At 37.7% G+C, this 13,546-nt stretch carries 9 protein-coding genes; 5 read left to right on the top strand and 4 right to left on the bottom strand.

The annotated features are described in order from the left end of the window. Position 1: 1 nt before the first annotated feature. Positions 2 to 712 (bottom strand): metal-dependent hydrolase, encoded by a 711-nt coding sequence (locus A8B79_RS15000; protein WP_082894209.1) that lies wholly within the window; start codon positions 710 to 712, stop codon positions 2 to 4. Positions 713 to 798: 86 nt separating this feature from the next. Here A8B79_RS15000 and ytxJ point away from each other — a divergent pair, with 86 nt between their 5' ends. Beyond that, the gene (gene ytxJ, locus A8B79_RS14995) at positions 799 to 1,209 is read left to right on the top strand and encodes a bacillithiol system redox-active protein YtxJ (protein WP_161485183.1); all 411 of its coding nucleotides are present in this window, start codon (positions 799 to 801) and stop codon (positions 1,207 to 1,209) included. 49 nt (positions 1,210 to 1,258) lie between these two features. On the opposite strand, the gene ggt is transcribed toward ytxJ, so the two are convergent. Genes ggt through A8B79_RS14980 form a run of 3 tightly spaced genes read right to left on the bottom strand, consistent with a single transcriptional unit; the run spans position 1,259 to position 6,248 of the window. After that, complete coding sequence (gene ggt / locus A8B79_RS14990) at positions 1,259 to 2,941, bottom strand: gamma-glutamyltransferase (RefSeq protein ID WP_066224292.1); 1,683 nt, start codon at positions 2,939 to 2,941, stop codon at positions 1,259 to 1,261. Positions 2,942 to 2,946: 5 nt separating this feature from the next. Further along, positions 2,947 to 3,861 (bottom strand): site-specific tyrosine recombinase XerD, encoded by a 915-nt coding sequence (gene xerD / locus A8B79_RS14985; protein WP_066224289.1) that lies wholly within the window; start codon positions 3,859 to 3,861, stop codon positions 2,947 to 2,949. Between the two features lie 11 nt (positions 3,862 to 3,872). Continuing rightward, positions 3,873 to 6,248, bottom strand: a complete 2,376-nt coding sequence (locus A8B79_RS14980; RefSeq protein ID WP_082894208.1) for an HD family phosphohydrolase — start codon at positions 6,246 to 6,248, stop codon at positions 3,873 to 3,875. Positions 6,249 to 6,371: 123 nt separating this feature from the next. Between A8B79_RS14980 and rsmA the strand changes: the two genes are divergently transcribed. From rsmA to A8B79_RS14960, 4 genes are all read left to right on the top strand, one after another. Next, positions 6,372 to 7,145: a 16S rRNA (adenine(1518)-N(6)/adenine(1519)-N(6))-dimethyltransferase RsmA gene (gene rsmA, locus A8B79_RS14975; RefSeq protein WP_066224285.1), complete on the top strand. Its 774-nt coding sequence runs from the start codon at positions 6,372 to 6,374 to the stop codon at positions 7,143 to 7,145. Positions 7,146 to 7,237: 92 nt separating this feature from the next. Next, positions 7,238 to 7,525: a co-chaperone GroES gene (groES, locus tag A8B79_RS14970; protein ID WP_066224281.1), complete on the top strand. Its 288-nt coding sequence runs from the start codon at positions 7,238 to 7,240 to the stop codon at positions 7,523 to 7,525. 55 nt (positions 7,526 to 7,580) lie between these two features. After that, entirely contained in the window at positions 7,581 to 9,266 is a 1,686-nt protein-coding gene (gene groL / locus A8B79_RS14965) for a chaperonin GroEL (RefSeq protein WP_066224277.1), read from the top strand. Between the two features lie 369 nt (positions 9,267 to 9,635). Beyond that, the gene (locus A8B79_RS14960; RefSeq protein WP_066224274.1) at positions 9,636 to 13,541 is read left to right on the top strand and encodes an ATP-binding protein; all 3,906 of its coding nucleotides are present in this window, start codon (positions 9,636 to 9,638) and stop codon (positions 13,539 to 13,541) included. Positions 13,542 to 13,546: the final 5 nt, after the last annotated feature.

Raw genomic sequence — 13,546 nt, 5'->3', positions numbered from 1 at the left:
CTCAGTCAGTGTTTAAGAATTCTTTACCGACATCAGGAATTAAAACCTCTACATCTGAAATTTCTTGCAGCACTTCTTTAAATTCATTCGGATCAGAATCAATTGGAGGCCAGGTTCCATAGTGTATTGGAACAGCTAAATTTGGATTAACCATTTCAACAGCATAAGCAGCTTCCTGAGGTCCCATTGTAAAATGATCTCCAATTGGAGCTAAAACTACATGTGGCTCATACAACTCTCCATATAAAGTCAGGTCAGTAAAAATATTAGTATCACCCATATGGTAAATGCATAGGTCATCTTCAAAGGAAAGTACTAATCCGGCTGGATCCCCGGCATATTTACCATCAAAAGAAGAGCTGTGGTTTGCAGATACCATGGTTACGGAAAAATCATCAAAACGAACCGTACCACCTTTATTGAAAGCTACGGCTTGATCTTCACTTAGACCTTTATCTGTTAATAAGCCAATCAGTTCAACTATACCAACTACTTTACATCCGGTCTTCTTTGCAATTTCTAATGTATCACCAACATGATCTTCATGTCCATGAGTGAGCAAAATGAAATCTGCTTTCTCTACTTCTTTAAGCGCGTCCGGAGTAGAGGGGTTGTCCTTCAAAAAAGGATCGACATAAATTATATTTCCTTTTGGGCTTACAAATTTAAATGCGGAATGTCCTAACCAGTAACCTTGTAATTTTGTATCCATAGTCTCCAATCGTTTGTTAGTTTAGTACATATAATGAATGATTCAGGAGATGAGTTCCATAAAGTGTCATAATTGTAATATATTTATTGAAAAATAGCACAATGGGATTTTTAGAAAAACTTGCTAATGCATTTACCGGAGTGGAAGCTCCTTCAGAAGAGGAGAGTGTCTGGAATCATGTTTCATCTGAAGAGGAGATAGATAAAATTCTGAGATCTTCAAACGAGCGCAAGCAGATTGTGTACAAACACAGCCCGAGTTGCGGAGTGAGCTATTTTGCTCTTCGAAATTTGAATGACCAGGAACTTCTTGGTAATCCGGAAATAGATTTTCATTTAATAGATGTGATCAGCGAACGTGCTATTTCAAAAAGTTTTGCTGAAAGGGTTAATGTGAGACATGAATCACCACAAATATTTGTCTTGAATAAGGGAGGAGTGATCTGGCACGATTCACACAATTCAGTAACTGCGAAGAATGTATTGAGCCATATTTAGAATCCAAACCGTAGGGACAATTCATGAATTGTCCCTACGGTTTGGAAGGTCAAAAACCGGCAGCGTGCCCGTCACCCCGTGGATCTACACCACTTGATTTCTTTCCATCCGGGTCGATATAAATTAAATGTCCCCGGGCAATTGACATGGTTCTGAGTTGGTGCCCTTTTTGTTCCAACAGGCGAATAGTATCCGGGCTCAATCCATAGTTTTCATAAAAAAGAATATCAGGTAACCATTGGTGATGGACTCTGTTTGCAGCAATTGCTTCCTGAGCATTCATGCCGAACACAGCGATGTTTAAAAAGTTCTGAAGAGTCGCTGTAATTATTCTTGGACCGCCAGCCGCTCCCAGTATCATTCTGACCTTTCCATCTTTAGTAACTATTGTAGGAGTCATACTGCTAAGCATTCTTTTGCCGGGTTCAATGGAGTTGGCTTCGCCTCCTATCAGGCCATATGCATTTGGTTCGCCGGGTTGAGCTGAAAAATCGTCCATTTCGTTATTTAAAAGAAAGCCGGCTCCGTTAACAGCCACTTTGCTTCCGAAAGATCCGTTAAGTGTAGTTGTAACTGCTACGGCGTTTCCATCCCGATCAATAATGGAAAAGTGAGTGGTTTCATCAGACTCGTAATTGTTTGAGAATTCTCCGTGAGAAAGGGCAGAAGAATGAGTGATAGTATCCATAGAGAAATCTATCATTCGTGCATGATTATATTTTGGATCTAGCAGATCTTGTTTGGGAATGTCGTTAAAGTCAGGATCTCCCAAATAAAAGGAGCGATCAGCAAAAGCTCGTCTCATAGATTCTGCCATTAGATGAACATAGTCGGCTGAATTATGTCCCAACTCTGAAAGAGCATAGTCATCCATCATATCTAAAATTTGATATACAGCAATGCTTCCGCTACTGGGTGGAGGCATAATTGACAATTCATAATCCTGGAAACGTGCTTTTACAGGTTCACGCCATTTGCTGCTGTAATTTCTTAGATCTGAATAAGATATTAATCCACCCATTTCTCTCATTTGCTGCACAATAGCATCTGCTACTGATCCGGAATAGAAACCGTCACGTCCGTATCTGGCTATTTGTTCAAGAACTTCTGAGAGATCTTTCTGAATAAACAGATCACCTTCTTTGAAAGGAGTTCCGTCTTCTTTTGTAAAGTATTTTTTGGAGCCTTCATATTTACTGAAGGTGTTAAACCGGCTATTCAACTCTTGTGCCTGAGTGTATGACAAGTAATATCCATTTTGAGCAAGATCGATTGCAGGTTGAATTACAAGCTCCAGCGGCATTCTCCCATATCTTTCTAATGCGGTAACCATACCGTCGACCGTTCCGGGAACGCCAGATGCCAAAATACCTTCCCAGCTAAGCTCGGGATCAAATTCTCCATTTCGAACGTACATATTTCTGGAGGCTCTTTGAGGAGCTTTTTCTCTGAAATCCAGTGTAGTGGATGTGCCATCTGCTAACTGAATTACCATGAAACCACCACCGCCAATATTTCCGGCTCTGGGCAGAGTAACCGCTAATGCAAATTGAACTGCAACTGCAGCATCAACGGCATTACCTCCCTGTTGAAGAATTTGTTTACCTACTTCTGATGCGTAGACTTCAGCAGATACAACCAGCCCGTTATCGTAAACCTGAGTGGAGCGGGACTGTCCATTTAATAAACTTGTCGGGATAAGAAATAAAAGAAGAAATAAGAATCGTGTCATAATAATTAAGCTCGTGGGTGAAATTCTTTGTGTACTTGATGCAAAAAAGAACGGTCGATATGGGTATAAATTTCCGTAGTAAGAATAGAAGCATGTCCCAGCATTTCCTGAACTGCTCTGAGATCGGCTCCGCCTTCTAATAAATGAGTGGCAAAAGAATGCCTAAAAATGTGAGGATAAACCGGCTTTTTGATGTCAGCAGCTTTTGCAGCTTTTTGAACAATATTCCAGATACTCATTCTGGTTAAAGCGCCACCTCTTTGGTTTAAGAACACTCTGTTTTTTGATTTATCAGCTTTCTGAGGTTTAAAGAACAGAGGCCTCACATGTTCTACATAATGTTCAATGGCTTCCTGTGCAACTTCACCGACCGGAACCAGTCGTTCTTTATTTCCTTTTCCGATCACGCGAATAAATCCTATTTCAAAAAACAAGCGATCCATTTCTAATCCGGTGAGTTCGCTTACACGCATACCTGTTCCATATAAACATTCCAGAATAGCTTTATCACGGATGCCGGCAGGTTTTTCTGTATTTGGTGATGAAAGTAGTGCTTCAATTTCTACTACATCCAGAACTTCAGGCAGTTTCTTTGCTTTTTTCGGGAGTTCAATTAATTCTGCAGGATTAGCTTTAGAGAATCCTTCAACAGTGGCAAATTCATGAAAGCTTCTGATGCTGGAAATATTACGAGCCAGCGAACTGGTAGATAAACATTCTGTGTCGATCAGGTAATCCAAAAAATCTTCTATATGAGTAAGAGTGACTCCACTTAAGTCAGAGATTTTCTTTTGAAAAACTAAATAATCAATATAACGGCTTATATCATTTTTATAAGAATTAATGGAGTTTTCAGAGAGACCTTTCTCGAGTTTTATAAACTGTATATAAAGGTCAACTTCTTGTTTGAATTTCTCCATTATTTAAGTGACTACTGCCCTTGGTTTTCAGAAGGTTCCTGTTGTTCTTGAGGAGTTTCTTCATTTTGAAGTTTCTTTTTGGCCTTCTTTTCTTCAGGATATTCAATACGTCCGTGATATACTCCAACAAGAATGTTTATAAATGTTTCTTTGATAATGCTCAGGTCTCTGAAAGTCAAAGGGCATTGACTTAGCTGATCTTCAGCGACCCTGTCATCAACCATTTTATTAACGAGATTTTCAAGCTTGCTGTAGTTTGGGTTTTTCATCGCTCTTGAAGCAGCTTCAATTCCATCAGCTAACAATAGAATTCCGGTCTCTTTGGTTGAGGGAAGCGGACCTTCGTATCTGAATTGTTCTTCATTCAGCATTTCTTTCAGATTGTCATCTTCTTTAGCTTTCTCATAAAAATACCGGATAACAGAAGTGCCGTGGTGAGATTCTATAAAACTGATTATGGTTTTTGGTAATCCGGCTTCTTCTGCCATTTTAACACCTTCACTAACGTGAGCTTTAATAACCATGGCGCTCATTTGTGGCTTTAGCTTATCGTGCTCATTGGTTCCGCCTCCTTGATTTTCAACGAAGTATGATGGCTTTACCATTTTTCCGATATCGTGATAAAGTGCTCCCACTCTGCACAACAATGAATTTGCTTTGATAGCTGCCGCTGCTGCTTCAGATAAATTAGCAACCTGTAAACTGTGATGGAAAGTGCCGGGAGCTTTGTTCATTAACTCTTTTAGCAATGGACGGTTTGTATCACTCATTTCCAGAAGGGTAAAATCAGTTGTTATGCCGAATAGTTTTTCAAAAAGAAGAATAATCGGGTAAGTGAAGAGGATAAAAAGCGAATTGATACCTATAAATAGAATCTGACTAAAGAAAGATTCCCATCCACCCAGTTTGGTTAGAGAAAAAGCTCCAATCACTACTATGTATGAGATAAAAACAACTCCGGGAGTAGTAAAGAAGAATTGAGATCGATCTTTAATATCTCTAACTGAAAAAACTCCCATACTACAGGCACAAATAGTTGCGATAGTAAATTCAAAATCATTTCCATTTACCAAACCGATCAGTGCTGCTAATGTTACCGATGCTATTATCCCAACTCTGGAGTCAAAAATGATGGTCAGAATAATGGGAGCTATGGCAACCGGAATTACATAGATATTTGATATATCGTAACGGAGTAGTATTGCACTGGCTAAAGCGATCAGCCCCATGGTAAGGAAAACCAAAAAGAATAATCCGTTATGGGTGCTTATAGGTCTTCTGTATAAGAACAAGTACATAAAAAAGACAAGAGAGATCATACAAATAGCGATCACTCCACCTGAAAACCGGAGCCATTTTTCAACAACAGAGGCATTTTGAGATCTGCTTGCAGATAGACTTTTTAAAACATTCGCGCTTTGTTGCGTTACGATATCACCTTTCCGGATGATCATCTGTCCCTGAGCAATAGCACCTTTGGTTGGTGAAACCTGAGCAAGCTGATCTTCAATTCTTATCTGAGTATCCTGTTCACTAAAAATTAAGTTTGATTGAATGGCTTTATTATACATCTCCATTCCAAGCTGAGCTACGCCCTGATTAAAATCTCTGTTTAATTGAAATTGAGCATATTCATTTGCTTCACGGAGGTCACGGACTCTGGTCTTGGTAGCTATTCTCTCTGTACTGTTTACCACATCACGTATTACAATTTCGTTTTGATCGATACTGGCTTTGGTCCTGTTTATGATTCCATCATTCATCAAAGTTTCAATGACGGACTCGAGACGTTGTTTTACCTGTACACCAATAAATGAACTTACAGGGCGATTGTTTGTCAGAGCAGAATAATAACTGTCAAAAAGTACGGTCCAGGAACTTTCTGTTAATTGAATCTCGGCGTTAGCATATTCCTGAGCAAATCGAACACTGTCATCAAAATTACGGGAAAGATTTTGTTGTTTACTTTCCTGCCAATTATAATAGCTCTCAATAACAGGCTGAATGTTTCTGTATAAAGAATCAATTTTGGTTTGAACACCTATTGCAATATTCGGATTAATATTAAATACAGGGGAAACTGTATTTCGAATTTGCTCTTCTTCCGTCTCAATCTCCTCAGTGGTTTTATTGATGGCAAATGTATAAGGCGCAACAAGGTCTTCCGCTCTCCATGGTTGCCCAACGGTATAATTTAAACCGGAGTTAATGGTAGCATTTGGTAAAGACAGAATAGAAATACCAATAAAGCATATAAAAATAAAAGCTCTGAGATAAGGATTTCTTTTTAAAGAATACTTCTCTTGCTCTTTTTTAAGCTTTTCACCTATCAGTGGAGCGAGATCATTCTTTTTTTGTCCTAACCCAATTTTATCAAGTAAACTCATAAATAAATCTTAGTTTCGCTTACAAGTAAAGCAAGCGTTCGTTAATTTACAGATAATAGTTTCCAGATTTAAAACTTCTGTTAAATTTAATTCTGCTTGGGAACATAACCTTCAAAGTATTTAATGTCATTTAAAACAAAAAAAAGTCTCGGACAACATTTTCTAACTGATAATAACATCATTTATAAAATTGTTGATGCTATTAAGGCAGAGAAGTCAGACCGCATAATAGAGATCGGACCGGGAACAGGAGCTTTAACAAAGTATCTTGTTCAAAAGTATGACGACGTTCATGTAATAGAAGTTGACCAAAGAGCGATCGATGTTTTAGAGACTGAAATTGAAGGAATCACTATTCATCAACAAGATGTTTTGAAAGTAGATTGGAAAGAATTGGTTTCTAAAGAAGGGAAGACTTATGTAGTGGGAAACCTTCCTTATTACATCACTAGTCCGATCCTTTTTTCATTACTTGAACATCGGGATCTATTTGAAGATGCCATTTTGATGATGCAGAAAGAGGTTGCAGAACGCTTAGCAGCTGACATTTCAACAAAAGCTTATGGAATCCTTTCTGTTCAAACACAACTTATGAGTTCCGTTGAAATGCTGTTTGATGTATCTCCAAATTCATTTAGTCCACCTCCAAAAGTTCAAAGCTCGGTTCTGAGATTGACCTTTGATCAACCAAAAATGGATTGCTCTGACAAGAATTTAAAAACAGTAGTGAGAACAGCATTTAATCAAAGGAGAAAAAAGATCAGCAATTCTTTGAAACCTGTTCTTGGAGATTTGCAACCCGAAGGTTATGATTTTGATCTTCGTCCGGAAAACTGGAAGCCCGCCACCTATGCAAAATTGACAGCCCATCTGGAGAGCATCGGAATGATGGAATGATTTGGTACGGTAGTTGCATTGTTGCCAATGAAACAATGAAAAGAGCATTTGCTCAAATTAACTACTAACACAAAATAAGAGGAGTCATACACATGGCTAGTATTAAACCTTTAGGCGATCGCGTGCTTGTACAAGCGGACGCAGCTGAAGAAAAAACCAGCTCTGGTCTATACATTCCGGATACAGCTAAAGAAAAACCACAGCAAGGTACTGTTGTAGCTGTAGGTGCAGGAAAAGTAGAAAATGGAAATAAAATTGATATGACTGTAAAGAAAGGCGACAAAGTTCTTTACGGTAAATACGCCGGTACTGAAGTAAGTTTTGACGGAGAAGAGTACCTGATTATGCGTGAGTCTGATATTGTTGGAATCCTATCGTAAGTACATCAGACCAAATACAAAGAATTAAAATCAAAAATTAAAAGAAAAGAATACTATGTCTAAGTTAATTCACTATGATGTGGAAGCACGTGACGCTCTAAAAAAAGGTGTCGACAAACTAGCCGATGCTGTAAAAGTTACGTTGGGACCACGCGGAAGAAATGTTGTAATTGAAAAGTCATTTGGTGCACCAAAGATCACAAAAGATGGTGTTACTGTAGCTAAAGAGATCGAGCTTTCTGACAAGATCGAGAATATGGGAGCTCAGATGGTCAAAGAAGTAGCTTCTAGAACCAATGACAATGCCGGTGATGGAACTACTACTGCTACTGTACTTGCACAAGCAATTATCAGCGCAGGATTGAAGAACGTTACTGCGGGTGCAAATCCAATGGATTTGAAAAGCGGTATCGAAAAAGCAGTTGCCGCAATTGTAGAAGGTTTGAAAGATGTAAAGATCGATATCGACAAAGACATCGACAAATTGAAGCAGATCGCTACTATTTCTGCAAACGGTGATGACGAGATCGGATCTCTTATTGCTGATGCTTATGAGAAAGTAGGAAAATCTGACGACGGTACATTCAACAACACAGGTGTAATCACTGTTGAAGAAGCAAAAGGAATTGAAACTACACTAGAAACTGTAGAAGGTATGCAGTTCGACCGTGGTTACCTTTCTCCTTACTTCGTTACCGATTCTGAAAAAATGGTAACTGATCTTGAAGATCCATACATCCTTATTTTCGATAAGAAAATTTCTGCGATGAAAGACCTACTTCCAATTTTGGAAAAAGTAGTTCAGTCAGGAAAACCATTATTGATCATTGCTGAAGATATTGAAGGCGAAGCACTAGCTACTTTAGTAGTTAACAAACTTCGTGGTTCATTGAAGATCGCAGCTGTTAAAGCTCCGGGCTTCGGCGACAGAAGAAAAGCAATGCTTGAAGATATCGCTATCTTAACTGGTGGTACTGTGATCTCTGAAGAACGTGGATACAAATTAGAAAACGCTACTCTTGATTTCTTAGGTCAGGCAAGCAACGTAACTATCGACAAAGACAACACTACTATTGTTGGTGGTTCCGGAAAAGCTGATGACATCAAAGCAAGAGTAAATCAGATCAAAGGTCAGATAGAGAATACAACTTCTGACTATGATCGCGAAAAACTACAGGAGCGTTTAGCTAAATTAAGCGGTGGTGTTGCAGTATTGTACATCGGCGCAGCTTCTGAAGTTGAAATGAAAGAAAAGAAAGATCGTGTTGAAGATGCACTTCATGCAACGCGTGCTGCTGTGGAAGAAGGAATTGTTCCAGGTGGTGGAGTTGCATACTTAAGAACTATGAAAGTTCTTGATAAACTAAAAGGCATCAACGATGACGAAGCTGTTGGTTTCCAGATCGTTCGTAAAGCTCTTGAAGCTCCATTGAGAACTATCTCAAACAATGCCGGAGTTGAAGGCGCAATTGTAGTTCAGAAAGTTCTTGAAGGAAAAGGTGCTTTCGGATACAACGCACGTACTGAAGTGTACGAAGACTTAATTAAAGCCGGTGTAATTGATCCGACTAAAGTAACCAGAGCAGCGCTTCAAAACGCAGCATCTGTTGCCGGATTATTACTTACCACTGAAGCTGTAATTTCTGACAAGCCATCTGATGACGATGACAATGGCGGCGGAATGCCAGGCGGTATGGGTGGCGGAATGCCGGGAATGGGAGGCATGGGCGGAATGATGTAAATCATCCCTCATAAATCTTATTCAAAGATTCTAGCCCCAGTCATTAATTTGGTTGGGGCTTTTTTGATCACAGGTTTTTGTGATTAGTTTGATTTTCACTGAGTGATGGAGAAATGAAAAATCTGTCTAACGGCTAGGGGGGCGTCTGATTGATATTAACAAGTATTAGAATTTATAAACCCTTGTTCATTAAATTGAGCAAGGGTTTTTTGTGTTCGGTTAAATCTATTCTAAAGGTCAGAAAAATATCAGGTCTGTTAATATTTGCAGGAAAGCCACATGAGGTTATTAGGGAATAGAAAAAATCAACTTTAAAGTGTATTATTAAAATATATTCAAGGTTTCAGAAAAGTATCGTTTAATTTGCGAATGAATATTAAAATATGTGTGGCAATTTTTTTTGGGTTTGTATTTGTGGGAAATACAACCGGGTTATATTCTCAGCAGACCACTATTTCTCCTTACGAATACCTTTCACCAGATTGGTTTACTCCTTTTTCCGGAATTATGGAGCTCTCAAATAAACAACTCCTGATTACAGGAACAGGTTATACAAGAATTTACGATGGCGGTCAGTGGAATAAAGTCGATAATCTGATCGGAAAAAATGTTCTCACCTACACAGAATACCAAGATAAAGTATGGCTTGGCATGGACAACGATTTCGGTGTAATTGAAAAAACAAGCAGAAGTGTATGGGAATTTGTCTCGATGAAGAAAATACTCGGCGATTCTGTCAAGATTCAGAATCAGATAATAGGATTGTTCAATATTGATGAAAAACTTGTGCTGAGTACATTTCATGACAAGTATATTTGGGATGGAAAGTCTGTGAAGGCAATTAATGAAAGGGAGATACTTGCTGAAGTATTGGGGAAAAGTGTTTCAGAGATAAGTTCGGAATATCCTCGTCTGTTGCTCAATATGACCCATATTGTGGATGATAAAATGTACCTGGAAGTTGAACCTTTTGGGTATGTAGTATTTGATGGAACATCATTCAACAAAGACCCTGGTTTTATTGATGGATTAAATGGCTTGATCTTACAAATAGAAAAATTTAAAGATTCAACTTATTGGGCGGTTACTTTAGTTGGTATTTTCATAAAAAAAGGAGTGAATGAAAAATGGGAGAAATGGGATGTCTCTCTTCCCGAATATGATAACTCACGTTTTTATATGTCTGTTGAAGAGATGAAAGACGGAAATAAACTACTACTTTCAGAGAATTATGCATATGTATTGAACGGGAGTAATGAGATACTGTATAGTTCAAAAAAGATAAAAGAACTTCAACTAAAAGAAAGTTATATAGGTAGTACAATAACTTCTGATGGAACTGTGTGGTTAATTGATGATACAGGTATTCTAAAATTGTATCCTGAAATGCCGTTTCAAACACATGAGTTATCGGCTTACACGCAGTCTGGCTTAGGGCAGATGTTTGTTTGGGATGAGAATGACTTGGTATTAAGCGGGTTTAGTGGTCCTATAAAAATAACCGATCAGGATACTATTTATTACGAGCCCGGAATAGGAGCAGCTATAGGAGTATATAGCCATAAAGGGCAACTGTATTTTCCTTTTGAGTATCAGTTGTTGGAATATGATGGCGAAGAAAAAAAATCTGATTCAGAGCTTTCTTTTAGAATAAATAGTTTTATTCCGGTTGATGATTTGGATGATACATTCTTTATTGGAATGGAAGGGGGCTTTGGAAGATTGCAAAGAAATGAAAATGGTGAATGGGTTCAGGGGCTAATAGTAAAAGATGAAAGCTACGCTGTGGTAGTAAATCTCCTTTCTAGTCAAAATAAAAAATGGATAGGAGCTACATCTGGTGGTATTATTTTTGAAATCAGACAAAAAGAGAACTCCTTTTCGGTTGTAGAGGTTGCAAATTTGAATGAGTTATTCGGGGTATCAGAGGTAATAGGTTTTGAAATAGTTGATAATAGGTATACTGTTTTAACGAGTAATGAAGCTTTTTCATCCTCGATTGATAACCCAAGCTTTTGGAGTAGAGATAAAAGATTCGAAATTGTGTTTTCTAATATTATAGTGGAAGGAATTCAGGTTATAAATGACTGTGTTTATTTATTTGGCTTCGATTCATGGTCAGGTAAAATTTGGGAATACAAGGACAAAAATTTTTCAAGAATTCCTGTCAATGCGGGTAGCTTTTTTTATGAGGTAGCTTCATCTCCAAGTAATGAATTAATGATTGCAGGATCTAAAAATTTAATGCAGTCTGAGACAGTTGAGGAACTAAAACAATGGTACCAGAAACAAAATATAGAGTTAATTCGGTGGATTAAAGGTTCACCTGAATCTGATTCCAATGAAAAAATCAGTTTTTCTTCCTCAGAATCTAATATCCAATTCCGTCTGGGTTTTACTTCTAATTTTTATACTCAACATGATCGGTTTCGAATTAAAGTTAATGACGATGAATGGAGTGACTGGCAATCTGATTCGGAATTCAGTTTTACAAATTTAAAATCAGGTACATATTCAATTAAAGCTGAAGGAATTGATGGAATGGGAATGCTTAAGAAAGCAACTCCTTTAACATTTCGGATAGCACCCCCTTGGTATCTGAGTAAAGTGAGTATATTTTTTTATGGTATACTGATTTTACTGATGATTTGGTGGTTAGCTAATCAAATTGCCTCGTACAGAAACCGACAATTAGAATTGAGATTGAAGGCGGAGCAACTTGAAGAATTAAACAAAATTGACCAAATGAAAACTAATTTACTCATGAATATATCTCATGAGTTAAAAACTCCGCTAACACTAACACTTGGGCCATTAGAACTATTAAAAGAAAAAATTGATCAGGCAGAAGAGAAATGGCAAAAGCCATATGCAATGGCGCGAAGAAATGGGAGAAGACTTCAGGAATTAGTTCAACAGATTTTGGATCTAGCAAGATTAGATACACATGCTTTGAGTTTGAATCAGGAAGTTCTTGAGGTTTCACAGTTCTTAAGGCTTATTGTTGAATCCTTTGAAAGTCTGACTCTTCAAAAGAAAATAAAGCTGACATTTGAATACAATGGTGATTATTTCAACGCAAAAATAGATAGAGATAAAATTCAAAAATTAGTTACAAATCTTGTTTCTAATGCGGTAAAGTTCACACCTGAAGGTGGCCATATTAAGGTTCGCTTAAAGCGAGATAATAAGTACTTTATTCTTTCGGTACAGGATAGCGGAACCGGGATAGAAGAAAATCGTTTAGATCTAATTTTTGACCGCTTTCATACAAATCATACTAAAGTTATTGGTAGTGGAGAGGGTATCGGAATTGGGTTAAGTATTACCAAAGAGTTTGTTGATTTACACAATGGTAAAATACATGTAGAAAGTAAAATTGGTTCGGGTACTTTATTTAAAGTTTCTATTCCGGTTAATACAGAAGATGAACAAATATCGAAGTTCGTAAATGAGTCTGAAGTTTCAACTGTAAAATTGAACGAACAAAGTAATGAGCAACAGTTAACCACAGGTAAAGTACTCAGCTATACAAAGCAAGATATTCTGGTTCTCGAGGATAATAGAGATATGCAAGATTACATTATTTCTATTCTGGAGGGTGAAGGATTTAATGTGACTTTAGCACAAAATGGAATAGATGGGAAGAAGAAGCTTGCACTGCTAAAACCGAAGTTGATACTATCTGATGTAATGATGCCGCAAATGGATGGGTTCGAATTTGCTAAATATGTCCGGACTGTACCGGAGTTTAGATCCATACCTCTGATAATGCTAACAGCGCTTTCGGGGGAAAATAACAGGGTGCATGCGTTCAGAATTGGTGTCAGTGACTATGTACAAAAGCCTTTCAATAAAAATGAATTGTTAGTTCGGATTAAAAATTTGCTAATTCTAACTGAGGAAAGGAATCAGGCAAGAGAAGAAAAAGCAGAAACCTCTGATGAGATGAGTGCAGCTGTGGGGTATGTAGAAGTTTTAAAGCAATATGTGATAGAAAATATAAAAAACTTAGACATAACAGTTGAAATGCTTGCCTCAGAGGTTAATCAAAGTAGAAGTTCATTATATAGATTTTTGAAAATATCTACAGGGTTTACACCGGCCGGCTTTGTAAAAGAAATAAGGCTACAGCAAGCCCGACTAATAATAGAAGAAGGAAGGTTACAGTCAGTTTCAGAAGTAGGAAATAGTGTTGGATTTAAAACATCGGCGTATTTTTCCAAAATCTATAAAGAAAGATTTGGAGTCTCTCCTAAAGAAAAGATGATTTAAATTCT

The sequence above is a fragment of the Balneola sp. EhC07 genome (assembly GCF_001650905.1).
Lineage (GTDB): Bacteria > Bacteroidota > Rhodothermia > Balneolales > Balneolaceae > Balneola.
This window is presented reverse-complemented; position numbering and strand designations above follow the sequence as displayed.